The organism is Nostoc sp. C96, assembly GCF_059384975.1.
This window is the reverse complement of the sequence record NZ_CM182020.1, coordinates 941459-967944: the sequence shown is the minus strand read 5'-3', so window position 1 is coordinate 967944 and position 26486 is coordinate 941459. Positions and strand designations below refer to the sequence as shown.

20 protein-coding genes are annotated in these 26486 nt (G+C 40.3%); 8 read left to right on the top strand and 12 right to left on the bottom strand.

Annotated elements, in window-relative coordinates; all coding sequences use genetic code 11:
* Nucleotides 1-78 precede the first annotated feature (78 nt).
* The gene (locus AC504W_RS04205; RefSeq protein WP_494876405.1) at nt 79-870 is read right to left on the bottom strand and encodes a glutathione S-transferase; all 792 of its coding nucleotides are present in this window, start codon (nt 868-870) and stop codon (nt 79-81) included.
* A 197-nt stretch (nt 871-1067) separates the two neighbouring features.
* Nucleotides 1068-1223, bottom strand: a complete 156-nt coding sequence (locus AC504W_RS04200; protein ID WP_494876404.1) for a hypothetical protein — start codon at nt 1221-1223, stop codon at nt 1068-1070.
* A gap of 276 nt (nt 1224-1499) precedes the next feature.
* On the opposite strand from AC504W_RS04200, the gene AC504W_RS04195 reads away from it, so the two are divergent.
* Complete coding sequence (locus AC504W_RS04195; RefSeq protein WP_494876403.1) at nt 1500-2342, top strand: fasciclin domain-containing protein; 843 nt, start codon at nt 1500-1502, stop codon at nt 2340-2342.
* 84 nt (nt 2343-2426) lie between these two features.
* Here the strand turns inward: AC504W_RS04195 and AC504W_RS04190 are convergent, their stop codons facing one another.
* The 4 genes from AC504W_RS04190 to AC504W_RS04175 form a co-directional block, all read right to left on the bottom strand.
* Complete coding sequence (locus AC504W_RS04190) at nt 2427-5435, bottom strand: methyl-accepting chemotaxis protein (protein ID WP_494876402.1); 3009 nt, start codon at nt 5433-5435, stop codon at nt 2427-2429.
* Nucleotides 5436-5634: 199 nt separating this feature from the next.
* Complete coding sequence (locus tag AC504W_RS04185) at nt 5635-7416, bottom strand: bifunctional serine/threonine-protein kinase/formylglycine-generating enzyme family protein (protein WP_494876401.1); 1782 nt, start codon at nt 7414-7416, stop codon at nt 5635-5637.
* Between the two features lie 480 nt (nt 7417-7896).
* Nucleotides 7897-8685, bottom strand: coding sequence for an ADP-ribosylglycohydrolase family protein (locus AC504W_RS04180; protein ID WP_494876400.1), 789 nt, complete (start codon nt 8683-8685; stop codon nt 7897-7899).
* Nucleotides 8686-8706: 21 nt separating this feature from the next.
* Nucleotides 8707-10932, bottom strand: coding sequence for an FdhF/YdeP family oxidoreductase (locus tag AC504W_RS04175; protein WP_494876399.1), 2226 nt, complete (start codon nt 10930-10932; stop codon nt 8707-8709).
* Nucleotides 10933-11387: 455 nt separating this feature from the next.
* Between AC504W_RS04175 and AC504W_RS04170 the strand changes: the two genes are divergently transcribed.
* The 3 genes from AC504W_RS04170 (at nt 11388) to AC504W_RS04160 (ending at nt 14034) form a co-directional block, all read left to right on the top strand.
* A complete protein-coding gene (locus AC504W_RS04170) occupies nt 11388-12470 on the top strand; it encodes a class I fructose-bisphosphate aldolase (RefSeq protein ID WP_494876398.1) in 1083 nt (360 codons plus the stop codon).
* A 149-nt stretch (nt 12471-12619) separates the two neighbouring features.
* On the top strand, nt 12620-12946 hold the full coding sequence (locus AC504W_RS04165) for a hypothetical protein (RefSeq protein WP_494876396.1): 327 nt from the start codon (nt 12620-12622) through the stop codon (nt 12944-12946).
* A 125-nt stretch (nt 12947-13071) separates the two neighbouring features.
* Nucleotides 13072-14034, top strand: coding sequence for an ROK family protein (locus AC504W_RS04160; protein ID WP_494876395.1), 963 nt, complete (start codon nt 13072-13074; stop codon nt 14032-14034).
* Here AC504W_RS04160 and AC504W_RS04155 read toward each other — a convergent pair.
* From AC504W_RS04155 to AC504W_RS04135, 5 genes are all read right to left on the bottom strand, one after another.
* A complete protein-coding gene (locus AC504W_RS04155) occupies nt 14020-14313 on the bottom strand; it encodes a hypothetical protein (RefSeq protein WP_494876394.1) in 294 nt (97 codons plus the stop codon). The two genes, AC504W_RS04160 and AC504W_RS04155, sit on opposite strands and share 15 nt — an antisense overlap.
* Nucleotides 14314-14545: 232 nt before the next feature.
* On the bottom strand, nt 14546-16891 hold the full coding sequence (locus AC504W_RS04150; protein WP_494876393.1) for a ComEC/Rec2 family competence protein: 2346 nt from the start codon (nt 16889-16891) through the stop codon (nt 14546-14548).
* A gap of 169 nt (nt 16892-17060) precedes the next feature.
* A complete protein-coding gene (locus AC504W_RS04145) occupies nt 17061-17525 on the bottom strand; it encodes a DUF4079 domain-containing protein (protein WP_096583667.1) in 465 nt (154 codons plus the stop codon).
* A gap of 101 nt (nt 17526-17626) precedes the next feature.
* Nucleotides 17627-19351, bottom strand: coding sequence for a DnaJ domain-containing protein (locus AC504W_RS04140; RefSeq protein WP_494876392.1), 1725 nt, complete (start codon nt 19349-19351; stop codon nt 17627-17629).
* Between the two features lie 64 nt (nt 19352-19415).
* Nucleotides 19416-20216, bottom strand: coding sequence for a PspA/IM30 family protein (locus AC504W_RS04135; protein WP_494876390.1), 801 nt, complete (start codon nt 20214-20216; stop codon nt 19416-19418).
* A gap of 157 nt (nt 20217-20373) precedes the next feature.
* Here AC504W_RS04135 and AC504W_RS04130 point away from each other — a divergent pair, with 157 nt between their 5' ends.
* Complete coding sequence (locus AC504W_RS04130; RefSeq protein WP_494876389.1) at nt 20374-21567, top strand: Coenzyme F420 hydrogenase/dehydrogenase, beta subunit C-terminal domain; 1194 nt, start codon at nt 20374-20376, stop codon at nt 21565-21567.
* A 63-nt stretch (nt 21568-21630) separates the two neighbouring features.
* Here AC504W_RS04130 and AC504W_RS04125 read toward each other — a convergent pair whose 3' ends face one another.
* Nucleotides 21631-22860, bottom strand: coding sequence for a methionine gamma-lyase family protein (locus AC504W_RS04125; protein ID WP_494876388.1), 1230 nt, complete (start codon nt 22858-22860; stop codon nt 21631-21633).
* Nucleotides 22861-22945: 85 nt separating this feature from the next.
* Between AC504W_RS04125 and AC504W_RS04120 the strand changes: the two genes are divergently transcribed.
* The 3 genes from AC504W_RS04120 (at nt 22946) to AC504W_RS04110 (ending at nt 26344) form a co-directional block, all read left to right on the top strand.
* Nucleotides 22946-23764, top strand: a complete 819-nt coding sequence (locus AC504W_RS04120; RefSeq protein WP_494876387.1) for an acyl-CoA desaturase — start codon at nt 22946-22948, stop codon at nt 23762-23764.
* 230 nt (nt 23765-23994) lie between these two features.
* Nucleotides 23995-25047: a fatty acid desaturase gene (locus tag AC504W_RS04115; protein WP_494876385.1), complete on the top strand. Its 1053-nt coding sequence runs from the start codon at nt 23995-23997 to the stop codon at nt 25045-25047.
* Between the two features lie 229 nt (nt 25048-25276).
* Nucleotides 25277-26344: a fatty acid desaturase gene (locus AC504W_RS04110; RefSeq protein WP_494876384.1), complete on the top strand. Its 1068-nt coding sequence runs from the start codon at nt 25277-25279 to the stop codon at nt 26342-26344.
* Nucleotides 26345-26486: the final 142 nt, after the last annotated feature.

Genomic DNA, 26486 nt, shown 5'->3' with positions numbered 1-26486 from the left:
AGCGACTGGTGAACCCCGAAGGGGTCAATAGTCAATGGTTTTTACTCTGGACTTTGGACTTTGGACTATTGACGAAATCTAATCAATCTGAATCGAGGTTGGTGCTGTACCAGATGGCGATGCGCTGATTAGTGGTTTACGAAATTGAGTGTAAAGGCGATCGCGCCATTCAAAGAATAATTGATAATCGGGATTATGGGCGATGCTTGGCACACCTTGACCTCTGAGACTGGCGGGTAAATCTAAATAAGCGCCTTCAGGGAACTTCAATAATATTGATAAACCAGCCACGGCTAAATCGGCTAAGGTTGGTTCATCGCCTGTGAGATAGGGACTGTCTGTCAATAATAAGGTTAATGCTTCTAGGTCTTGCTTTAAATCGGCGATCGCTGATTTAATCACATCTGGGCTATATCCTACACCCAAACCTACAACTGTCAAAATATCGCTGGGTACGCCTTCGACTAAACTACGAAAAATGTCTGGTGTTGATGTGGGTAATAAAGATTTGCGAAAATTTTGATCTTGACTAATAGCGGCAAAAAGTGCTTTTCTACCTTTAATTCCAATCGATTCATCTGCCCATTCTTCGATTAATAAGGTTAAAGCTTTTTGCTTGGGATTTTGCGGTATTAGTGGGCGCTCAGGATATTTTAAGTCTAAATACTTAGCTATTTCTGTAGAATCTGCAATGTATTTATTTCCATCTTTTAATACTGGCACTTGTCTTTGACCAGTGAGACGAAATAGTTCTATCTGTCCTATGCCGGGAGTAACTTCTATTTTGCGGTACTCTAAACCTTTGTAATCTAGAATTAGCCGCACTTTTTCTGAGTATTGAGAGAGTTCCCATTGGTATAATTCTAGCATATTGTATTCCTGGATACTGAGTTATAAAATAACTCTCTAATTTTATCTTTACTTCCCGAAAATTTGCCAAGTTAAAATAAAATCTAGCAGACAAATATTGCTCTAACTAGTTATTTTACCTGGATTTGATATTGATCAAATTTCTAATTACTCAGAGAAATTTTTTGCAACTCTAGACTAAGCAATACAAAACCAAATCATTCTGATAATCTTCCCCAAGGTTCTGCTATGGGTTTGTCAAAATCTTGAGAAAAAATAATTGGTATTTCCTGTAAGAGATAATTATGTGCTGCTAAAAATTTGCTTTCGCCAGATAAAATCTGAAAAATTGGCTGACTATTAAGGTTAAGCACAATTTCACTGTTAGTTTTTGTCAATATATCAATGAGAATTACCAGATTCAGATCTATTTCTTGAATTTAAAGTTGTTTTATACTATATTTTTCTAGATAATTTTTATACTTTTATTGTCAGCAATTTTGCTATTAATATATTGATTGAATAGTTATTTAAACACAAAAAAAATGGAAATTTATATTAAATATCTTACTTTTCAGATTAGATTTTTTGTGTAGCAAAGTGATATAAGTCTTTATGTAAACTGTGTTAAATCAAAACAAACAAAATTTATGAAGGGGCATAACAGCAAGTTATTGACTAATTTAGCAAGTATGGCGGGAGTATTAGGGGTGAGTCTCCTTGTTACTTTACCATCACAAGCCAAAGAAGTTCTGAATCCTAGTCCTAGCATTTTTAGCGAAGCTCCTTACAACCGGAGTCAACGGGTGCAGTCCAATGCTAGTTATACACCTGTTAAGCCAGCGATCGCCACAGATAAAAACAACGCTCGTAATGCAAATATAGTAGCTCAAAAAAGCCCAAACAGAGGGTTAAATCCTCGCCCTAGCATTTTTGATGAGCCTCCCTATAACCGTGGTAGTCAGTCTGCGCCTAGCGAAACTGCACCGACTCCCATAACTCCACCAACGACACCAGAGAAACCACCAGCACCAGAGAAACCCCCAGCTAAACCGCCAACTAGCGGTACCAGCAATAAAAACAAAACTGTTGTAGCATTAGCTGAATCGAACAGTTCCTTTAAAACCCTCACCGCAGCTTTAAAAGCCGCCGGATTAATTGAAACTTTACAAGGTGCAGGGCCTTTCACAATTTTTGCCCCGACTGATGCAGCCTTTGCCAAACTTCCCCCAGATGCTTTAAACGACTTGTTAAAGCCAGAAAATAAGGAAGTTCTGGTGAAGATATTAACTTATCATGTCGTACCGGGCAAAGTATTGTCCTCCGATTTGAAATCTGGTCAAGTAACCAGCTTGCAAGGAGATCCTATTTCTGTGAAAGTTGATGGCAACGGGGTAGTAGTGAATGATGGTAAAGTCACTCAGGCAGATATTCAAGGCAGCAACGGTGTGATTCATGCGATCGACAACGTAATTTTGCCGCCTAGCTTGTAGTTTATTTCTCTGGGACTGACGCACAAAAGTAGTCTGTTAAGCCAGACTGGGTATAAGGGTGTATAAAACTACACTCTTACACCCTTATACGTTGTTTTCCGTCCAATCTTGGGCGATCGCTGCTAACTTAGTTAAATTTTTAGCTAAGTTAACAGTGTTTGCCGTTGTCTGTTGTGAGGTACTAGCAACTTCGGTTAGAGATTGGCTGACTGCGGTAGAAATTTCGACTTGGTTGTTAGCAGCCTGCATTAGTTCTGTCAGTAGCACATTCACATAGTGGCTCATGGCGGTAATGCGGTCTAGTGCTTGCTGGGTTGCTTCAATTTCTTGAGTGCTGGCGATCGCTTGTTGCTCTCCTCCCTGCATTAACTCCGTTACTTCAGTGTGAGCTAGGTCAAGTTCGCTAACTAAAGATGTGATCTTTGTGATGTCATCATCCAACTGCTGCGCCAAAGACAGTACTTCTTCCGCTGTAGTTACAAATTCTTGCCCAGATTCTCCAGTCCGTACCGCTTCAAACACAACCTTCATCGCTTGGCGCTTCATTTGAGATGCTACCTGAGCAATCAAGTTAACTTTTGATAATAGTGTTTGAGATGGCTGCTCAAAATGTTTCAGCTTTGTAGCAGCTTCCACAACTGTATTACTAACTGCCGAAATCCCATCTAAAATTCCATTCATACCTTGCTGACCAGTTTCTACTTGTGTGTAGATTTGTTGGGCTTGGTTGTCTAGTTCTTGCAAACGCCGGAAAATTGCTTGATTCCCATTAGCTAATGCTTGAATTTGATTATGGGCATCTGTGATCATATCCATCTGGCTAATTGCTTGACTTGAAAGAATTTCCACAACAGTTTGATGATCTTTCAACAATTTAGATACTTGAGATTGCCAGGCTTCTTTGTGCAGATGTTGTTGTTGCAAGGCAGATTCTACAGATTGATATGCTTGCTCTACTTGGTCTAACAGTCGCGCATGGTCGAGGGCAAATCCTACTTGCATGGCTAACTGAGCAAACAAATCAATTTCCGGCTGTTGCCAATCTCGTGGTGCAGCACATTGATGGGCAATTAATAAGCCGAATAACTGGTCATCTTTGAGAATTGGTGCGACTAAATTTGCTTTGACGGCGAAAGGTTCAAGTTGACTGATGTGACAAGCACTCAAACCTGCTGTGTAAATGTCATTAGTTGCTTGAACTCGACCTGTTCTGTATTGGTCTACATAACCTTCGGCAAAACAAGGGTCTTTAATTTTGGCACGCAATGCTTTAGGAAAACCGGGAACTACAGCTTCGGCTATGACTGTACCATACCAGTCAGCATCAAAACCATAAACCATCACTCGGTCTGTACTGAGGGCTTTGCGAATTTCCTCTACAGTAGTTTTCAGAACATCTTCTTCATTCAACGATTCTCTGATTTTGCGCGTAATATCTACAAGTAGCTGAGTGCGTACTCCTTCAGCATCAATTCGCTGGAGTAATCTAGCATGGTCGAGGGCAAATCCTACCTGCATGGCTAACTGAGCCACTAAATCAATTTCTAGTTGTTGCCATTCCCGTGGTGCAGCACATTGATGGGCAATCAATAAGCCGAATAACTGGTCATCTTTGAGAATTGGTGCGACTAAATTTGCTTTAACGGCGAAAGGTTCAAGTTGACTGATGTGACAAGCACTCAAACCTGCTGTGTAAATATCATTAGTTGCTTGAACTCGACCTGTTCTGTATTGGTCTACATAACCTTCAGCAAAACAAGGGTCTTTAATTTTGGCACGTAATGCTTTAGGAAAACCAGGAACTACAGCTTCGGCGATGACTGTGCCGTACCAGTCGGCATCAAAACCATAAACCATCACTCGGTCTGTACTGAGGGCTTTGCGAATTTCCTCTACAGTAGTTTTCAGAACATCTTCTTCATTCAACGATTCTCTGATTTTGCGGGTAATATTAATCACTACATGAGCTTGGTCGGCTCTTTTGTCTATTTGTTCTATAAGTCTGGTATGGTCGAGGGCAAATCCCAGTTGGGTAGCGACTTGAGCAAATAAATCGATTTCAGCTTGTTGCCAAAAACGGGGTGCTGAACATTGATGACCGATTAACAAGCCAAATAACTGATTATTTTTGAGGATAGGTGCAACTAAATTAGCTTTAATACCAAATCTTTCTAACAATCCAATGTGACAATCTGTCAGGTTAGCTTGATAAATATTATTGATAGCGCGGACACGTCCTTGACGGTACTGTTCGATGTATCTTTCCTGAAAACAGGGATCAGCAACTGTCGCCCATAAGATTTTGGGTAAACCAGGTGCTGCTGATTCTTCTAAAAACGAGCCATTCCCATAAGCGTCAAAGTGAAAGATGACTACACGGTCGAATCGCAGAGTTTGACGAACTTCTTCAACTGTGGTTCTTAACAGATTTTCTTCCGAAAGTGCTGCCTGCATCCGGCGAGTTAGGTTAATTAACAACTGAGAACGTTCAGTTTCGGTTTCTTGTTTGGAGAGTAAGATTGGTAACTGAAGTTGTAGCTGGTTAATGTTGGATTTGAGTGCAACTAATTCATCTTGTTCTGCAATATCAGTTTGTGTTTCTATTTCTTCTCGACGACTTAATCTATTAACTAAAACAGTAGAAATTTCAGCCGCAGAAAGTACTGGTCGTGTGAGACGATGGGAGATTACAGATGCGATCGCCCCTGATAATACCGCAATTATCCCCGTCCCCCATAATAAAGATGTTTGGTATTGCTTGAGGCTAATTTCTGCTGTTGACAAATATGCGGGGTTGGCTGACTTGGCTTGGTTAATTTGCTGAGTGAGCGACTGACTGCCAAAATAACTAACGGCTCCTACACCCAACACTGGTAGGATGCTGATAGCGATCGCCCAACCAGTAACTTTTGATTTTAAGCTCCACGGCAAAAGTGACTGGAGACGGCGGAAAGAATTGCTGCTGTTTACCCTGACATCACTGGCTTTGCTTAGGGATGGTTCAACTTCAGTAGTAGCAAAATTACTATTCAATTTCTTGGTAGAATGCTGATTCATGGATAAAATTTTTCCTAGATTGACAGGATCTGCCATATACATTGGCCATAAAGTGGCAGGTATAGGGAACCGACTCTTATTGAGATATCAAGCTTACTGAGAATTGAGATAATACTACTTTTGTCAATGTATAATTTTGCTGAAATTTTAAAGATTTGAGCCAAATTTATCAGTTTGGTCAAGCAATTTACTTAATACTAAATTACAAATTCTTGTTAGAATTGTACTTTTTTAATTACTGATATGAAAAACCTGATAAAGAAACAGCAACACGAAAACCTAAAAGGTTGCCTCGACCATCTTGAGGATTCCAGCTACGATAAGCAGAGCGACATAATCGCGGAGAGCTTTTCCAAGAGCCGCCGCGAATCACGCGCGATTTAAATTCATTGTTAGATAGCCACACACTACCATCCACTGGTGCGCCTTGATAATTTTCGTGCCAATGATCCCCGCACCACTCCCAGACATTACCGTGCATATCATACAATCCAAAAGTATTGGCGGGAAAACTGCCAACTATAGTTGTTTGCCAATGATTTCCTGGGTCAGCACTATAAAGAGAACTGTTGTTATAGTTAGCCAAGCTAGGTAGGAGTGTTTCACCAAAATAAAAAGGTGTAGTGGTTTTGGCGCGACAGGCGTATTCCCATTCAGCTTCGCTGGGTAGGCGATATTTTCGCCCCGTTTTTTGACAAAGCCTAGCACAAAATTCTACTGCATCTTCCCAAGAAACTTGCTCGACAGGACGATTTGCGCCTTTAACATTAGCTGGTGTGGAATCGAGGTGGCGGTTAATGGGTGAAAGTGCAGCAACGGCTTGCCATTGTGCTTGGGTGATGGGAAATTTACTCATAAAGAAGGGGGAAATTTTGACAAGATGCTGGGGACTCTCGGTATCAAATCTTTCTGTTTCATCATCTGGAGAACCCATAAAAAATTGTCCCCCCGGAATAGATACCATTGCCAAGGTAATGTCATTGCTTAAATCTTCGATATAACATTGCGCCGAGTCAGAATAACGGTTAACTTCATAAGTTGGTTTAGAACCAACCCATCTTTTCTCAGAAATATTCGCTATTTCAAACTCAAATTGTTCTAAAGGTAAGAAAATTGTGTCTAATTCTGGTTCTAGACTTAATTGTGATTCTACTGGGGGATTAAAGTTGAGTGGTGGAGATAATAGAGCAGACAATGGTAATTCTTGAGTTGCGGTCAGTGCTTGCAATGCTTCAGTTGCGGATGGATAGCGCGAAGTGTAGCGATCGCATATCATTGTTTCGATAATATCAGCTAGGGAATCACTGACTTTTACATAGTCGCGCCAGATCGTTTTTCCTGTGTCAGGATCTTCTTGTAGCAGATGGGGAGAAATCCCGGTTAAAGCTTCAATAGCCATCATTCCTAAAGCATAGATGTCGCTGCATAACCGTGGTTTACCTTTGGCTTGTTCTGTGGGGATGTAGCCTGGAGTACCAACCACCACACTAGTACGAATCATTTTATATACATCAATTGAGATGGTGCCAAGTTCTCTCACAGAACCAAAGTCAATCAACATAATCTGATGATCATGTTTACGCCGCATGATATTTTCGGGTTTGATATCCCGGTGAATGACGTTGTTTTGATGCACAAAGACCAAAACTTCTAAAATGTCATGCAGCAACTTTGTGACATCAGTTTCTGTCATTTGCCTTTTTGGGACAATTTCTTTTCTCAGGGTATGTCCTTCCACATAGTCTTGGATAATAAATAAGTCATTATTAATCGTAAAATGAGCCAGTAGGCGGGGAATTTGGGGATGTTCGCCCAGTTTTTCCAAGATTACGGCTTCTTGCTCAAACAATTCCATAACTCTCGGATGGGTATGCTTTGGCTTCAGTCGCTTCACTACACATATAGGTTTACTAGGACGTTTGAGATCCCTTGCTAAATAGGTTTCACCAAAGTTTCCTTCACCTAATTTTTTGACAATTTTGTAGCGTTTATCTAGTAGTTCGCCGATGAAGTCCATATTTGTTAGTTCAGCCCAGAGGGGAATGAGGCATAACAAAAACTTATAAAATTTTGATGTGGTCTAATTAAATAAAATAAAATTATCAAGAAGAATATGGGTGGATTTTTCTGCGATTGACTCTGGTTTTAATTAAAATATGAAACAAGTTTTAACGCCATTATCCTATCATTTTCTAGTCAAATAAGTGCATAACTTATTTATGGCAATATTTGAACTATTTAACTCAAAGGTTAAGACACCTAACTAATGGTCATAACTAAGGGGTAAGAATTAGAAATTGATGGCAGAAAATAGTGAACAGGCTGTAAATGCTCGTGAGATATATGTTTGATAATGAGTTAATGTGTTCATTTAACTAAAAAATGCAACAAATCGATATAAATTATCCGATAAATTTAACACGGAAGCAAGATGTTTGATATTAGGGAATGCTGAAGCTAAAGTGCGGCAGACTGAGCAATTCTGAATTCATAAATCCTAGGCACAGTATTGCAACATAAACTTCTCAGTAATTGTGTATAAATGTTCATTTAAATGAGATAGTGTTTGTTCAGCGATCGCTTTTGGTAAGCCATGATAATATGCTTGGGCAATACCGCCTGTAATACAAGCAATGGTGTCACTGTCACCACCAACAGAAATTGCATTGCGAATTGCATCTTCGTAATCGGTAGATTCTAAAAAGGCGATAATTGCTGGGGGGACGGAACCTTGACAAGAAACATCAAATTTGTAAGTCGGTCTAATTTGATCAAGGGTAATTTCTAAATCGTAGCCAAAATTATTTTGAATATAAGCTTTGATGGCAGGTTTATCGTAGCCTGTACGAGCCAAAAATATAGCGGCTGCTGTGGCTTGAGCGCCTTTGATACCTTCAGGATGATTATGAGTAACTTCGGCACAACTTTTAGCGGCTTGCAGTACAGTAGCTAAGTCATTCAAGGCAAATGCAATGGGACTGACGCGCATAGCCGAACCATTACCCCAACTATTGTATGGCTCACTACTACTAGAGTTTGCCCAAGTTCTAAAAGTACTGCCATAACCAGCGTAAGGATAGCGGCGGAAATAAGACTTAAATTGCTCAATGTATTGATTGCTATCTAGTAAATTACCACCATCCAGAATTATTTCTGCCACTGCCACTGTTAGCACAGTATCATCGGTGAAACGACATTGCCTGTCGAATAAAGGAAAATCCTTGGTTTTGATATTGTTAACTTCATATACCGAACCAATGATGTCACCTGCGATCGCTCCTAACATATTAATCTTCTGGAATATGATTTAATTACGTTTTTCCAGCCTTACGACAGCATTGTAATCTGGTACTCCTTCTAGCGATCGCTTACTTTTATCAAGCAATACATTTCCCTCTGGCCAATGAACCTGTAAATTTCCTCTCTGAATTGGCGCAATATAAATTTTCCCCGGTAACTCACCCAATTCATTCTGCAAAATTACCTCATCCCCATCTTGTAAATTCAACTTAGCTGCATCAGCCCCATTGATTAACACCGCCTCACGGAATGCACCAGTAATGGCATCTTTGCGTTCTTGCACCATACTATTAAACTGCTTACCGCGACGTGTAGACACCAAAAAACAGCCTTCTGGTATTTTTTTGACTGCGGGAGATAAAGGCGTAAAATGAGCTTTACCATCTGGTGTAGCGAAATTCCAGCCAAAGCACAGATGCGAACCACCATATTGAAATTGATCGCCGGCTTGCTGTAAGTGTTGAATACCTGCATATAACGGCACAACTTGGGCAATTTCCTGGCGAATAGCCGCAGTATCCTGAAAATCAATCTTCTCAGCCAAATCTGGCCGCACCCGCTTGGCTAATTCTATAAACACCTCCCACTCCGGCTGCGCCTCGCCAATACGGGGGCCAGGTATTTCTGGGCTGAAAATTATCCGCCGTTCGGTGCTGGTTTCCGTCACTCCTCCTGGTACTTCATAGCGAGTTGTGGCTGGTAACAATACCACTGTGTCTGCTGGTTCGACTAACATTTGGCTAGAAAGCACAATATCCAGATGCACCCGCAGCGGTAAATTTTGCAAAGCGCCTTCCACATAATCTGGTTCTGGCAAAACTTCTAAAAAATTCCCTCCCACCGAGAACAATACATCTAACTGCTTGTCGTAAGCCGCATCAATCATTTGTGGTGCGATTAAACCTTTGCTGCTAGGTACTTCAAAACCCCACTGTTGACTCAAATGGGCAGCATTTTCTGGGTTAATCGGTTTACCACCAGGAAACACAGTGGCGTAACATCCCATCTCTGCACCGCCTTGCACCCCAGAATGGCCGCGAATAGGCATCAAACCACAGCCTTCTCGCCCAACAAAACCTTTAGTCAGCGCTAAATTGATAATACTGCGGACATTATCTTCACCACATTCATGTTGCGTAATGCCCATACTCCACACAAACACAGCTTTATTAGCTGCTGCAACCATTTGGGCAAAGGCGTGCATATCATAACGCGATGCACCAGAAAGTCTTTCTAATTCTTCCCAAGATTGTTGTTCTAAAGATGCTTTCAGTTCGGCAAAGCCTGTGGTGTAACTCTCTATAAATGATTGGTCTACCCATCCGTAGGCAATTAAATGTTTGATTGTGCCATTCAAAAATGCCATATCACCACCAGTGTTTACCAAAAAGAAATCTTCGGCAAACTTAGTGCCAAACAAAGCACTTTCTATAATAGAAGGCACCCAATACCGTTCCATTCCTGGTTCACGATAGGTATTAATCACGACAATTTTCGTACCAGCTTTTTTGGCGTAGTGGAGATATTTCACCGTCACTGGTTGATTATTGGCCACATTAGAACCAATAAACACTAATAAATCTGTACCTATCCAGTCTTTATAAGAACAAGTCGTCGCCCCTGCACCCAGTGAGCTTTTCAGCCCAGCGGTACTCGGAGAATGACAAATACGGGCGGCATTATCAATATTATTACAACCCATTGCGCGTACCGCTTTTTGGGTGGTGTAATAAGTTTCGTTGACAGTCCCGCGACTGGTAATGTAAAAACTGAGCCTATCGGGAGTAGTGGCGCGGATACGACTGGCAATAAGATTTAAAGCTTCATCCCAGCTAACCCGACGAAAACCTTTTTCGCCACGTTGGCGCATCATGGGATAGGGAAGTCGCCCCAAGTTACGTAATTGAGAACTTTTTAGGGTTTGTAATTGTGATACATCTTGCAGTAGATGGGGGTCAAACGCTGGCATAGTGTTCATCTGCAATAACCGCAACCGAACATTGCAGAGATGAATGCCATCGAGTGTCCAATCTTTCATGCCAGTTGTGCCTAAAGCACAGCCATCACACACACCTCGATTAAGAATCTTCCAGGTGTATGGTAGTTTGTGGCGTGATAGCCAAATCGCCCGAAATACTTCCCAATAGTTGTTGGGATACTGTTCGCCAATGCCAAAGGGCTTCCAACTTGCCCAGTGCTGGGGTGTCCAATATTTCTTCGGTTTAGGTAACATAACTAAATATATAATTACTCTGGATAAAACTAATTTGCCAGATTTAAGCACAGCATTTAAATCTACCTAATTAATCTTTATTTTGATTTTTATCGCTGATGTTGTACTAGTAAATATAACTTTTGATAGATGCAGATGATGTTACTCTCTGGTGTTAGAAAATTTACAGGTATCAGTATTTGTCTCTTTTGGTATATAGCTAGTTAGCAAAAGTAAATATAAAATCAAATTATCGGCTAGAATCCTACTTAACTTACTATTACCTACGGATAAGCACAGATACATTATCGGTGTTTATCTGCCTTTTTATTAAAAATTTTCTTCTAATAAATATAAATAATATTGTGTAAGTATCCAAAATAAGTTTTTGCTGAGATAGTCAATCATCTAAGAGATAAAATGTCAGAATGCTATCGTAAAGGCAAACTTATTTTCTCAAGTTTGAGGAAAGTCTTATGACTACTACATTGGTAGAGGCTAATTCTATCGAGTCATTGTTAGGAAAAGAAGCAGAAGACCTGCTGAATTACAAAGCCAAAGTTTCTCAAGATTTATTGCATTTACCAGGGCCAGACTTTGTAGATCGAGTCTGGCTTAATAGCGATCGCAATCCTCAAGTTTTGCGTAATCTGCAACAACTTTATTCTACTGGTCGTCTGGCAAATACAGGCTATCTCTCAATTCTGCCTGTTGACCAAGGTATCGAACACTCAGCTGGTGCATCTTTTGCACCAAATCCCATATACTTTGACCCAGAAAATATTGTTAAATTAGCGATCGCAGGTGAGTGTAATGCCGTTGCGACAACTCTGGGAGTATTAGGTATTGTCTCACGCAAATATGCTCACAAAATTCCGTTTATTGCCAAAATCAACCATAACGAACTCTTAACCTTTCCCAATCAATTTGATCAAGTATTATTTGCTAGTGTTGAGCAAGCTTGGAATTTAGGTGCAGTAGCAGTAGGCGCAACAATTTACTTTGGTTCCGAACAATCAACTAGACAAATTCAAGAAATTAGTCATGCTTTTGCACGCGCCCATGAATTAGGAATGGTGACAATTCTTTGGTGCTATCTACGTAATAACGCTTTCAAACAAGATAAAGATTATCATCTGGCTGCTGACTTAACTGGACAAGCAAATCATTTAGGTGTGACCATTGAAGCCGACATCATTAAACAGAAATTACCTGAATGTAACAATGGTTATGGTGCAGTTGTGAAAGCCACAGGTAAAAGTTATGGCAAAACAGATGAGCGAGTTTATACAGAATTAACCACTGATCACCCCATAGATTTAGCTCGTTATCAAGTGCTAAATTGCTACGCTGGGAGAGCAGGATTAATTAATTCTGGTGGTGCATCTGGTAAAAGTGATTTTGCTGAAGCAGTACGCACTGCTGTTATTAATAAACGGGCTGGTGGTACAGGATTAATTTCTGGAAGGAAAGCTTTTCAGCGTCCGTTTGAAGAAGGCGTAAAACTATTTCACACCATTCAAGATGTTTATTTATCACCAGATGTAACTATTGCTTAAAGTTACGCAATTAGATAACAAATTCAGGAAGGTGATCAATATTCACCTTCCTTTTTATATATGCACAATTAGCCTAGAGGAAGACGTTAGCCTAATAAGTATTTTTTACCATTTAGGCATTTGTTTCAGACCTAGGAGAAACTTTTCCTATGCTAAATATTCAAAGCGTCCTTGATCAATTAATTCGCAAAATTGCTGTGTTCATCTTAGCTGGTTTAGTCATAATGATGAGCTTACCTAATAATTCTGTGCTGGCTGATGGTTATTATTCTGATAAAAATCACAGCATAGAAACAGTACCACCTTATTACACTGCTAAAGACCGGAGAATAGCCAGAACTGAACCTAGCAAACCTTATTACACCACTAAAGAACGTCAAAAGTCACAAGCCACTAAAAATTACGACGATTCTCTCAAAACTGGTAAGCGAGAAAATCAAGTACATCTGAAAGATTTAGAAACTAGAAATCGGTAAATAAACTCCAGAATATAGAGGCGTGATGATTCACGTCTCTAGTAAAAATATTGCTTAATTATTGTTATCTTCAAGATGAACGCTAGTAAGCTTAATAAGCGATCGCATTTAGCTTCTTAAGACCAATGACACTTATCCTAGCCTTAGATTTTGGTGGTACTAAGTTAGCCGCCGCAGTAACTCAACTTGGTTCCCGTGAATGGTTGCGTTATGAACGTCGACTCTCACCAATAGATGGTAATGCTACCACTGATTTAGCAATTATGCGATCGCTCATTGATAATTTGCTGCAAGATGCAACTCCCGATGCAATTGGGGTGAGTTTTGGCGGCCCTGTAGACGCTACCACCGGAACTGTCCGACTTTCTCATCATGTCCCTGGCTGGGAAAATCTACCTCTCAAGGAATGGCTAGAAAAAGAATTTGCTATATCTGCCATTGTAGATAACGATGCTAATGTTGCGGCTTTGGGCGAACATTGTTTTGGCGCTGGTCAAGGATATGATAGCTTGTTTTACATTACTATCAGCACTGGCGTTGGTGGTGGTTGGATACTCAATGGTCAACCTTGGCGCGGTAACGCAGGTATGGCTGGTGAAATTGGACACATAGTTGTTAACCCTGCGGGGCCACTGTGTTTATGTGGTAAGCAAGGATGTGTAGAAAGGTTAGCATCAGGCCCTTACATGGCTCAAGATGCTAAAGAGTATTTATTCAAACCAGCAAATCAATTACAAGGTAAACAATTACGCAGCTTAGTGAATGACAATTTAGATTTAATCACTGGACAAATTATCAGCGCCGCAGCAACTCAAGGAGATGAGTTAGCAATCAAGATTTTGCAAAGTGGTGCTTGGGCTTTAGGTGTGGGTATTGGTAATGTGGCGAATTTAATGAACCCACAACGATTTATTTTAGGTGGTAGTGTAACTAAAGCTGGAGAAATTTGGTGGAATACTGTAAAAAAAACAGCCCGTGAAACAGCATTACCAGAAATAGATTTTGAAATTGTTTGTGCTGCGTTGGGAGATGATGCACCACTGTGGGGCGCTGTGGCTTTGGCGGAATCAGCATTAATCTCTAAATAATTTTCTCACCATTCCCAAAGGGTTTCCTAATAAGGAAAAAATATGACAAAAGCCAGGAAAAAATACTGGCTCAATTTCTACATCTAACAGAATTCTTTCTAGTTCTCCATCACTCAGTGGTTCTTCCCATAATCCATGCTCTACAAGATTATTACCATGAAAAATTAGGCGATCGCGCAAAAAATTTAATTGCTCATCCCGTGGTGCTGCGGGTACTCGAATCGTTAAGGGAAAGTTACCAAATAATACCACGACTTTGCCTAAGTGATATTTTTGCATATTCTTTATATTTTTTAACTATTTTAAGATGTATTTTGCATAGCTACTATTTTCTTATAACTTTGTTGCATTGTCTGAGCCTCATCATAAATACTGATCATGTCCTGAAAATATTTGTCTTAATTAATTGGTAAAAATTCAAACACTTTGATACCCAGTCTCTTTAAAAATCTGGTATTTCCAGACTTCATAGAGAATTTAGGCTCCTAAATACTAAATTTTTTTGCTAATTTTACAAGACAGAGGATTTATTTTCAGTTTCTTGAATAAATGATTCAAATTGACCATTAGGTGTCCATTGAATAGCGCCATCTCGCCCTGTGAAAAAAACTTGTGTTGGATTTTGTTTAAGTTCAGTAATTATTTTAGGATCAAGGTTAGTAGATGTGGCGATCGCTACTTTTGGCTGAAACAATTTGATCAAATCTTTTAATGATTCTGGACTACACCATAATACTTGCGGACTAGGTAAACCTCCCGTTTTAGCTAATCTTTCGATTTCTTGAGGTTCAACATCACCGACTAATAACCAAGTTTGATTTTGAATTTGCAAATACAAAACAGGTAATTGCTCTTTAATTAATTGAGCAACTGTTAAACCTGTAACTACTTGTTGTCCTGGTATCACAGTTTGGTAAATACCTTGATGCTTTTGAACTTCCTGTTGAATTTCTTGACTCGCCAGGTTAGTCTCTGGTTTGAGAGAATATTTATAAAAATTTTTGATTGGCAGGCTTTGAATTACTTCCAACCAAGCATTATTATCATTGTTATCAAAATCACTGGCGATCGCCCATTCAATTTTATTCACACCTTGCTGCTGTAAAAATGGGACAATTGTGTAACGTCCTGTACCTTCTTCGCCACTGTTAATTAAGGTGACATTGCCTTTATCTTGAATCACTACCACTGGTTCTGCGCCAGCTTCTAAAACTGTTACCCGAAATAATGTATTTGCTGAATGCCAAGCTGGGACAAGTACTAAACCAAATATGATTAAACCAGCAAACCACCAACGTTTTTGCCACCATTTAACTAGGCACGTTAACAGAATCAAAGTATAAACAGCTAACATTTGCCAAGTTGAAATACTTCCAACTACTAAGGAATTTCCTGGTAAACTACTAAAAAATTCTACTAATTGAATTAGCCAATCACTAGGATAGTTGAGTATACTTGCGATCGCACTGCCCACCTTAAAAGATGCTAATGCCGCGATCGCACTAATAATTCCCCCAATACTAATCACTGAAATGAACGGTGTAGTAATCATATTCAGCAACAAACTGTAAGCGGGAACCACGCCAAACACCGAAAGTTGGATAGGTAAAGTCCAAATTGTCGCCGCTAAAGGTACAGTAATTAAAGAAGCGATCGCAGGTGGTAGCCAATTCAGTTTTTCAGTTATCGCTGGTACAGTAACAATTAATCCTAATGTTGCTAAAAAACTCAGTTGAAAACCTAAATCCCAAATCCATAACGGGTTAAATAACAATAGTAATGTTGCTGCTAATAATAGCGAACCGAACTGTTTTACTTTTCTATCTAATAACAAACCAACTAAAGCTGCACTACCCATAATTACGGCCCGCAGTACCGCAGGTTGGAATCCTGACAAACTGAGGAAAATAATTAAACCTAAAAAACCGCAGATAAATTGGGTGGCTTTATTTGTCCGTTTTGTTAACTGTAATATCACACCCAAAATTAACGAAGTTTGAAACCCAGATGCAGCCAAAGCATGAGCCATTCCAGCTTTGACAAATAAATCACGAATATCGTATGGTAAATCGACAGCTTTGCTACCCAAAACCATTGCACTTACAAGTGGCCCTGCGGGAATTCCTAAACTTTGAACTTGCGATTTCAAAATTCGCTCCCGAATTTGCCACCATCCCCATTTATCATCATCATTGACAATATTTATTTGTCTTCCTATCAAACCAGCAAATGATCCTTCCTGCTTGAGATACTTTTGAAAATCGAAAGCGCCAGGGTTAGAAGCAGCTTTTGGTTTATATAAAATCCCTGTAACAGCAATTTCTTCCCCAGGATGCAGCCCAGTTGCTTGCAATAGAGGTAAAGTTACATACAACTTACCTGTAACCCCTTTTGGTACACTGGCGGGGCCATTACCATTTTTAACTTCATCCAACTGAGTCGCTGCTAACCAAAACTGTCCGCGTTGACTGCGAGTCAAGCGGGGACTACTTTCTACTTGGCCGCGTACAATCACTAATTGCTCTTGATTTGCAACATTATCTGCCGGCACAAATTGACTAATATCTTTTACACTTGGTAGTGGCGATCGCCATTGCAAATAAAAAGTCGCCAACAATCCTACCAAACCAGCAATTAGCCAGACTCGCGGATGGGGAAATGATTGCCAAATATTTGCTGTAGCTTTACCTTTGTTTCCATTGCTTTCTTGTGGCTGAGGTGGAGTGGTGCGTTTTCTCAAAAAAACTGCTCCCAGTATCGCCACAATTAAAATCCACACCCCACCCCAAGGAACGGCTGTAAACAACAACCCGAAAATATAACCAAGGCAAATAATCACACCACTCGTCTGAAGCATAAGACAATTTAAATTCTCAACTGGGCAGCACTCAAGAAAAATTGATGCTTGTTGGTGAAGTATAGTTTATTTAGATTCATACAAACAAAGCCCGCAAATGCAGGCTTTCTTGATGAGACTAAGTATGACTCGTTAAAAATTACAACAAAACTACAAAGATATACCCAAGTTAAATAAGCCCTAATACAGCGTGGACAACTAAAAGTCCCAAGATTCCGCTGCCTAAATAGGCATGAGTAGTGCGTAAAGCAGGTTTACCACCCGCAAAGCCAGTAAACGAAATTACACTATTAATCAATAGCAATATGAGTACAAGAGAGCCAGTCCAGAAATGAGGACTTTCAAAAATTGCGTGACGCTGCATTACCAAAGACAAAACTCCACCAGGATAACCCGCCGCTAAAAAGAAAAACATCCACGGTGCAAGTAGACGATGATTCATCCGGTTTTTAAATGACTCATCTTTATCCTTCGCCAGCCTATATCGCCAACCAGTCCATCCGACATAGCTACCCATCACAACCACAACAATTCCCATCATCACCGGATGACCCCATTCCACAATCGGCTGGGGTATTCCCAAAGAACGGAACCAAGCTGCAAGAGGTTCTAGGGCTTCGCTGACGTTAATCATATATACTCAAATTTTTTTAAGGATTATAGTAACTTTTTTAGCATAATTTTAAGTATTGTAAATAATAATTAATTTTTTATAAGGAGGAGGGCGATCGCACTTTATCTAAAATTTAGTTGCGCTTGAAACTTTTGATAAGCCTGATTGATGACTTGCATCGATGCTTGAGCAGTTGCAGAATTATTCACGTCAGGATGATATTGTCTGGCTAATTGCAGGTAAGCAAACTTGACATCTTGAGGTTGAGCATTAGCATCTACACCTAAAACTTCCCACCATTCCGGAGATAATAAAGAATTGCAAGTCAACTCATTCAAACCTTGCAGACTCCAAATTTTGATAGTACCGCCGTTACCACCACTTATTAAAATTTGACTATCAGGCGTAAAGACGACAGGACTACAACCAGGTAGAGTTTGTAATAAATTCCCAGTTGGGATATGCCAGAGTTTGATAGTGTTGCGAGTGCTACTAGCTAAGATTTGTCCATCAGCACTCACAGCTAGAGATAAAATCGCTTCTGAATGTCCAGTCAAAGTAGAAACTAATTTTCTTGTATGAAGAATCCAGAGTTTGATAGTAGTATCTGTACTACCACTAATTAAAGTATTACCATCAGGGGTGATAACTAAAGTATTTACAGCAGCCGAATGTGCTGAAAAAATCTCTACTTGTTTCCAGTTGATGCAGTCCCAAATTCTAATCGTTTTATCAGTACTGCCACTAGCTAGAATTTTACTATCAGGACTGATAGCAACAGAGAAAACTGCATCTGCGTGTCCATTCAAAGTACGTTTTAACTCTCCTGTATAGCCTCCCCAAATTCTGATGGTTTTATCAGAACTAGCACTAACAATAAATCTGCCATCAGAACTATATATAACTGAATTAACAAAACTATGATGACTGTAGGGAGAGTTTAAATAAAAAAATGTCCGCAAAAATTTTTGTTTATCTATTTGCCAAGTACTAATTTTGCGGTCAACACAGCCACTAGCAATCTGTTTTCCATCAGGACTGATAGCAAGAGATAGAACCGCCTCTGCTTTACCGGAGAAAGTATAAAGCCATTTTCCTGTTTTCAAATTCCACAGATTAATTTGTCTGTCATTGCTACCACTAACTAAAGTATTACCATCAGGAGTGATAGCGATCGCATTAACTTTTGCTGTATGACCTTTAAGTGTTTTGACACATTTCCAAGTTTCAGGAAGCTGAAGGTTGGAAATTGTAGTTTCGGGTTCAGTCTTCGCAGTAGAAAATTCAGCCTTAAGTTTTTGTAACTCCTCCTCAACCTCCAAAGCCGCAAATTTTTGGTTGAAATCATCACCAGATAAAAATAAACCTAACTCTATGACAGCAGCGTTATAGTAATCCATCTGCAAAACTTTTTCTTCCATTCGTTCAAAAAGCTGTGCAGGAGTTTCCTTAACCTCAGATTCATCTAATAACTTAGCAAAACCATAAGCCGCCAGTCCTAAAACTGCACCCACACCAGCCATTGGTACAGTACCAATACCAAACGCCAAACCGATTTTAGGTGCAACTATTCCCATACTACCAACAACACTAGAAAAGCCAGCACCACCAACAGCACCAATTCCCATTGCACCAAAAGCCGCAGCATCTCCCGCAGCTACCGCTTTAAAAGCACCATAAACAGCTGCACCAGACACAGCACCAGCACCAACAACAGGCGCAGTTCCAATCCCGACAGCACCAAATCCGCCTGCTAACCCCATTCCGCCAACTGACACGGAAACACCCGCACCTACTAAGCTTCCTCCAGCGATGAATGCTGCACCTGTTTTAGAGTTTTGTGTCATTAGTTTTTGTATCTACTAGAAGTTATTTGATTAATTTTTAGTAAAAAAATATTTTATGTTTTACTTATGTCCCTAATAATTCCAAAATATTTTCTAAAGCTGTAAGGTTTTGTTTAAGTAAATTTACTGTTATTTCCTGCTTTTGAAGCTGTGTTTTTAAAGTAAACACAATTTTGTTGTTAACTTTGTTCTTGATTACAGCTTTAACGGCTAGATTATCATCATTGTTTTTTAGTGCTATCTGAGCCTTATTTTTCCAGAAAGTCACTTCTTCTTGCGCTTTTTCATAATCTTTCTGAATCCCTTCTTGATGAGTAACAGCAAAGTTTAGAGTTTGCCGTACCTCTCCAATAGCCACTGCCAACAGTGTTTTAGTATCTTGTTTATCTGTAGCTTTATTTAGCTGTTTCGAGGGTTGTAATAATTCTTTTTTAAGCCTCTGTAGCTCCTCATCAACATCCTCAAAGGTTATAAAAATCAACCTATCCGAATTAGAAACAACTTCTGAATTAGTTTCAACCTGTAAAACTTGCTTTTCGTTGTTATCTGCTTCAGAAATCTTTTCTTCCCAAGATTTAAAGCTAACTTTAAGATTTTCAACTTTTGGCTGTTGTTCTTCTACAAGATTTTTCAGCCTACTAGCTATTGCTTGATAGCGTTCTTTTTGAAACTTTGCTTGAGGAATTAAATCCTCACGACCTTCTTTTAGAGCAAGTTGATATCGTGCTTCCCATTTATCAGCTTGTGCTTGCGCTTGAGCGTAATCTCGTTGAGCAATTTTCTGGGCTGCACTGGCATGGATTGTGCCTTCACGTAACTTGTTCAAAGCATTTTGCTTAGAATCATTTTGTTCGTCCAGATTCATAAGTATGTTGTAAGTAGCTTTAATTACTTACAGACTAAGCAAAGCCAGCTTTGAAAGCCTCAGAATTAACAATGAAATCTTACTTTTTGCTCTTAAATTTTGTCTAATGTGCAGCCTTCCGCTATCTTAAGTTTTGAGATAACAAATTGCGCTTAATATGACTTCGCTTTCTCCTCACCAAAAAGCCAAAGCCTTAAAACCCGGTAGCCGTCGCCCTGCCAAAGAACTGTGCAGCGAATGCGGACTATGTGATACATACTATGTTCACTATGTCAAAGAAGCCTGTGCTTTCATTAACCAGCAGATAGACACCCTAGAAGCACAAGCCCATAGCCGTTCTCGGAATCTCGACAACCCCGAAGAACTCTACTTTGGTGTGCATCAAGACATGATGGCGGCGCGGAAACAGCAACCCATCGAAGGCGCACAATGGACAGGGATAGTCAGCACCATTGCCATAGAAATGCTGAATCGGGGCTTAGTGGAAGGCGTTGTCTGCGTCCAAAATACCAAAGAAGACCGCTTTCAACCTATGCCCGTAATTGCTCGCACCCCAGAAGAAATACTGGCAGCGCGAGTCAATAAACCAACACTTTCTCCCAACCTTTCTATTTTGGAACAGGTGGAAAAATCAGGGATGAAGCGACTATTAGTAATTGGTGTTGGTTGCCAAATTCAGGCACTTAGGGCTGTAGAAAAGCAACTCGGTCTAGAAAAGTTATACGTTTTAGGTACACCTTGCGTAGATAACGTCACCCGCGCCGGACTGCAAAAATTCCTAAAAACCACCAGCCGATCGCCTGACACAGTAGTACACTACGAATTTATGCAAGACTTCCGCATCCACTTCAAGCATGAAGATGGTTCCATTGAGAAAGTACCATTCTTTGGCTTAAAAACCAATCAACTCAAAGATGTCTTTGCTCCTTCCTGTATGAGTTGCTTTGATTACGTCAACTCCCTAGCTGATTTGGTAGTAGGCTACATGGGCGCACCCTTTGGCTGGCAATGGATTGTAGTCAGAAATGATATAGGTAAAGAAATGCTGGACTTGGTAAAAGACCAGATAGACACTCAACCTGTGATGTCGCAAGGGAATCGCAAAGAAGCCGTACAGCAGGGGATTCCGGCTTATGACAAAGGCGTAACTTTACCGATGTGGGTGGCGAAAATGATGGGAGTGGTGATTGATAAAATCGGCCCCAAAGGTTTGGAGTATGCGCGGTTCTCGATTGATTCGCACTTTACCAGGAATTATTTGTATGTGAAGCGGAATCATCCTGAGAAGTTAGAGGCGCACGTGCCGGAGTATGCTAAACGGATTGTTGGCGAGTATAAGTTACCGGATTAAAGTCTCACGCAAAGGCAAGGCAGTGCGTTGCCTTTGCGTGAGACAATCCTAACTCATGTAACTTCAAGCACTCCCAACTGCATTAATCGCCGCCTCTAATGCGATCGCCACATGAGTCCAATGAGTCCCCCCTTGGCAATAAACTATATAAGGCTCACGCAAAGGCCCATCCGCCGAGAATTCCAATGTACTCCCCTCAATAAACGTTCCCCCAGCCATCACAACTTTACTCTCATACCCCGGCATAGCATCAGGCACAGGGTCGAGATAAGAACCCACCGGAGAATTCTGTTGTACAGCCTTACAAAAAGCAATTAACTTTTTCGCAGAACCCAACTTAATCGCTTGAATGACATCACCACGCGGCGCAAGCGGCGCAGGATTCACAGGATAACCAAGCTTGTCAAAAACATAACCAGTTAAGAAAGTTCCCTTCATCGCCTCGCCTACCATCTGCGGCGATAAAAATAAGCCTTGGAATAACAAGCGATTTTGGTCAAAGGTCGCACCGCCATAGCTACCAATACCGGGTGCAGTTAAGCGACAGGCGGCGGCTTCTACCAAGTCAGCACGACCAGCTATGTAACCACCAGCCGTGACGATAGTACCACCCGGATTTTTAATTAAGGAACCCGCCATTAAATCAGCACCAACGTGGGTGGGTTCTTGAGTTTCGATAAATTCGCCGTAGCAGTTATCAATGAAGCAAACAGTATCAGGATTTTGCTGTTTGACTAGATGCACAATCTTTTCGATATCCGCAATCGATAAACTAGGCCGCCAAGAATAGCCGCAAGAACGCTGAATTAAGACTAAACGCGTTTTGTCATCTACTGCATGGCTTAAAGCTTCCCAATCGATAGATCCTTCAGCAGTTAACTCCAATTGACGGTATTTTATGCCAAACTCAATAAGGGAGCCTTGTCCTTGACCCCGCAAACCAATCACTTCTTCGAGCGTATCGTAGGGAGAGCCGACCACTGCTAACATCTCATCACCAGGACGAAGTACACCATATAGGGCGCAAGCGATCGCGTGAGTTCCCGATACAAACTGCACTCGCACGGCCGCAGCTTCCGCACCCATTACTTCCGCAAAAACTTTGTCTAAAGTTTCTCGTCCTAAATCATCATGACCATAGCCACTTACTCCAGCGAAGTGGTGCGCTCCTACGCGCTGATTACGAAAGGCATCCAGCACTCTTTTCAGATTATGCTTGACCTGAGCGTCAATTCCAGAAAAAATCTCTAACAGTGCCTGTTCTGCTTGCCGCAGCTGTTCCAAGCTGTTCATTACTTCCTCAATAATAAAAAATTATAAATGTGCGGATTTTGCGATCGCGCAGATTAGGCTGAACAATTTCAATACAGGTTATTGCATGACAATTGCTACTACGACTAAACCTCAAATCAATTGGGTAAATACCCTCTTTTTCGTTGGTTTACACATCGGCGCTCTATTTGCCTTTGTCCCTAGCAACTTTAGCTGGACGGCAGTTGGCGTGGGTTTCTTACTTTACTGGATAACTGGTGGTTTAGGCGTTACTCTAGGTTTTCACCGCCTTGTTACTCACCGCAGTTTCCAAACTCCCAAGTGGTTGGAATATCTCTTGGTGCTTTTCGGAACACTATCGTGCCAAGGAGGGCCAATAGAGTGGGTAGGGACACACCGCATTCACCATTTACATTCAGATACTGACCCAGATCCCCATGATTCTAATAAAGGCTTCTGGTGGAGCCACATGGGTTGGCTAATTCATAAATGTCCCGCTCATGCTGACGTTCCTCGCTTTACCAAAGATATTGCCGAAGACCCAGTTTATCAGTTTTTAGAAAAATATTTCATTCTCATCCAAGTTGCCCTAGGTTTACTATTGTTGTTTCTAGGTGGCTGGCCGTTCGTGATTTGGGGAATTTTTGTTCGCATTGTCTGGGTTTACCACTGCACTTGGTTGGTGAACAGTGCTACCCATAAATTTGGCTACCGCAGCCATGAATCTGGCGATAATTCAACTAACTGCTGGTGGGTAGCTGTACTAGTTTTTGGTGAAGGTTGGCACAATAACCACCATGCTTTTCAATATTCAGCCCGTCACGGTTTGGAATGGTGGGAAATCGACTTAACTTGGATGACAATCCAACTTTTACAATTATTTGGTCTAGCTACAAATGTAAAACTTGCAGACAAAAAACAGTAAGTCGTTTATCATTTGTCATTAGTCATCGGTCTTCCAATGATTAATGACAAAGGAATTTCTGAGTAATCAAAATATCCAATCGTCAGTTCTAGAAATAGCTCCCAAAACATACTTTCGGGTATGCTTAGGTAGCTAAAGTTGCTATAATCCAAAACGTTAATGTAAAGAAATTTTGCGGCAAGTTACTTTTGGGTAACTTGGTGGAGGAGTTTGTCGTTTTTCGGGTTTTCATGACTACATCAATAATCAAGACGCAAGAAATAAACCAAGACCTTAGTAATTCCCAACTGAGGCTCAAAGATATTATCAAAACTCTGCCAAAAGAATGTTTTCAGCAGAATAGTCGCAAAGCTTGGACACAAGTTTTTCTTAATGTTTTGATGGTAGGGTTAGGCTATTATAGTTTGGCAATTTCTCCCTGGTTTCTATTGCCTATTGCCTGGATTTTTACAGGGACAGCTTTAACAGGTTTTTTTGTGATTGGACATGACTGCGGTCATCGCTCATTTGCCAAAAGACGGTGGGTTAATGATTTAGTAGGGCATATATTTATGATGCCGTTAATCTACCCTTTTCATAGTTGGCGAATTAAGCATAACCATCACCATAAACATACAAATAAGTTAGATGAGGATAATGCTTGGCATCCCATCCGACCAGAAGTTTTTGCAAATTGGGATAAAACTCGTCAGTCTGCTTTTGAATTGTTCATGAAAAAGCGGTTGTGGTGGGTAGGTTCCATTGGACATTGGGCTGTTGTACATTTCGACTGGCGCAACTTTAAAGTTAAAGACCAAGGCAGTATCAAACTTTCAGTTGCTGTAGTTACAATTTTTGCAGCAATTGTATTTCCTACCCTCATCGCTACAACTGGTATTTGGGGATTTGTCAAATTCTGGCTTGTGCCTTGGTTGGTATATCATTTCTGGATGAGTACATTCACCATTGTTCACCACACATTCCCAGATGTTCCTTTTAAGGAAGCCAGTAAGTGGAACGAAGCAATGGCACAGCTAAATGGCACTATTCATTGCGATTATCCTCGTTGGGTAGAGTTTCTTTGCCACGATATTAACGTCCACGTTCCTCATCACCTTTCTACTGCTATTCCCTCTTATAATTTACGGTTAGCTTACAGCAGCATTAAAGATAATTGGGGAAACTATTTGCATGATGAATTGCGGTTTTCTTGGCCTTTAATGAAACACATTACAGACCAATGTCAACTGTATATAACTGATGTTGGTTATCAAACTTTTAACGAATATTACGCAGACAAGTAAGCTAAGTTCAGGCTAAAATTGCTCTGATTAAATCTAAGCTCGTATATTAATTACAGAGCAATTAGATAATTCGTCTGCCAATTAAATAGGTTCTGGCAATTCTCGATGAATTATTGCTAAGTGAATTGCCAGAGATTTTTACCTTGCGTGTCTAAAAACATTGCAGGTATCTTAGAGGTGAATTAAAACCTCAAACAAATTTTGATTTTATATTTCATCAAAGAATCAAGTGCAATCAACTACCATCCCTTTTGACAGTTCCCCTGCTAGTGAAACTTCTGAGAATACCACTAAGCTGCCTTTTACTCTTCAGGATTTAAAAGCTGCTATCCCAGAAGAATGTTTTCAACCAAATGTCAGCAAATCACTGTTGTATTTCTTTCGTGATGTTCTGATTATTGGTTCGCTCTATGCAGTGGCTCATTATCTTGATTCTTGGTATTTTTGGCCTATTTTCTGGTTAATGCAAGGAACAATGTTTTGGGCTTTATTTGTCGTTGGGCATGACTGCGGACATCAGTCATTTTCTAAGCATAAATGGCTCAATGATTTAATTGGGCATCTGTCTCATACACCGATATTAGTTCCTTATCATGGTTGGCGCATCAGCCATAGGACACATCATAAAAATACTGGCAACATCGATAACGATGAAAGCTGGTATCCTGTGACGGAATCGCAGTATAAAGAAATGCCTTTGGCACAAAAGATAGGTCGATATTATTTATTTTTATTGGCTTATCCAGTGTATTTGTTTAAGCGTTCTCCCAATAAAGAAGGTTCGCACTTTTCACCTAATAGCCCACTGTTTAAACCATCAGAGAAATGGGACGTAATTACTAGTACAGTCCTCTGGATTGGCATGGTAGGTTTGTTAGGTTTCCTCACCTATCAATGGGGTTGGATGTGGTTATTGAAATACTACGCTATGCCCTACATTGTGTTTGTCATTTGGTTGGATTTGGTGACATTTCTGCATCACACCGAGTCTGATATTCCTTGGTATCGTGGCGAAGATTGGACTTTTCTTAAAGGTGCAATTTCTAGTATTGATCGCAATTATGGTTTGTTCAATCACATCCATCATGATATTGGTACTCACGTTGCTCATCACATCTTCCTCAATATCCCTCACTACAACTTGTTAAAGGCAACTGAAGCCATCAAACCTGTCATGGGTGAGTATTACCGCAAGTCTGAGGAACCGATTTGGCAGTCTTTATGGCGTTCTTGTGTTAGCTGTCATTTTGTTTCTGATACTGGTGGTAAAGTCTATTACACATCCAAACCTAAATAAATTAGCCATCAATTTAAAAGTTTGAAACTAAAAAAGTCTGCCTAGGCGGACTTTTTTTTGCTCGATAGTATATTGCAAAGCAGCACTCGTTTTTTATAGACACTAAAAATTTAGGGTAATATGACAGTAAAGCGAAATATAC

Coding starts and splice junctions, on each gene's coding strand:
- AC504W_RS04205 (WP_494876405.1), bottom strand. CDS start 870: ATGCTAGAATTATACCAATGGGAACTCTCTCAATACTCAGAAAAAGTG.
- AC504W_RS04195 (WP_494876403.1), top strand. CDS start 1,500: ATGAAGGGGCATAACAGCAAGTTATTGACTAATTTAGCAAGTATGGCG.
- AC504W_RS04190 (WP_494876402.1), bottom strand. CDS start 5,435: ATGGCAGATCCTGTCAATCTAGGAAAAATTTTATCCATGAATCAGCAT.
- AC504W_RS04185 (WP_494876401.1), bottom strand. CDS start 7,416: ATGGACTTCATCGGCGAACTACTAGATAAACGCTACAAAATTGTCAAA.
- AC504W_RS04180 (WP_494876400.1), bottom strand. CDS start 8,685: ATGTTAGGAGCGATCGCAGGTGACATCATTGGTTCGGTATATGAAGTT.
- AC504W_RS04175 (WP_494876399.1), bottom strand. CDS start 10,932: ATGTTACCTAAACCGAAGAAATATTGGACACCCCAGCACTGGGCAAGT.
- AC504W_RS04170 (WP_494876398.1), top strand. CDS start 11,388: ATGACTACTACATTGGTAGAGGCTAATTCTATCGAGTCATTGTTAGGA.
- AC504W_RS04165 (WP_494876396.1), top strand. CDS start 12,620: ATGCTAAATATTCAAAGCGTCCTTGATCAATTAATTCGCAAAATTGCT.
- AC504W_RS04160 (WP_494876395.1), top strand. CDS start 13,072: ATGACACTTATCCTAGCCTTAGATTTTGGTGGTACTAAGTTAGCCGCC.
- AC504W_RS04155 (WP_494876394.1), bottom strand. CDS start 14,313: ATGCAAAAATATCACTTAGGCAAAGTCGTGGTATTATTTGGTAACTTT.
- AC504W_RS04150 (WP_494876393.1), bottom strand. CDS start 16,891: ATGCTTCAGACGAGTGGTGTGATTATTTGCCTTGGTTATATTTTCGGG.
- AC504W_RS04145 (WP_096583667.1), bottom strand. CDS start 17,525: ATGATTAACGTCAGCGAAGCCCTAGAACCTCTTGCAGCTTGGTTCCGT.
- AC504W_RS04140 (WP_494876392.1), bottom strand. CDS start 19,351: ATGACACAAAACTCTAAAACAGGTGCAGCATTCATCGCTGGAGGAAGC.
- AC504W_RS04135 (WP_494876390.1), bottom strand. CDS start 20,216: ATGAATCTGGACGAACAAAATGATTCTAAGCAAAATGCTTTGAACAAG.
- AC504W_RS04130 (WP_494876389.1), top strand. CDS start 20,374: ATGACTTCGCTTTCTCCTCACCAAAAAGCCAAAGCCTTAAAACCCGGT.
- AC504W_RS04125 (WP_494876388.1), bottom strand. CDS start 22,860: ATGAACAGCTTGGAACAGCTGCGGCAAGCAGAACAGGCACTGTTAGAG.
- AC504W_RS04120 (WP_494876387.1), top strand. CDS start 22,946: ATGACAATTGCTACTACGACTAAACCTCAAATCAATTGGGTAAATACC.
- AC504W_RS04115 (WP_494876385.1), top strand. CDS start 23,995: ATGACTACATCAATAATCAAGACGCAAGAAATAAACCAAGACCTTAGT.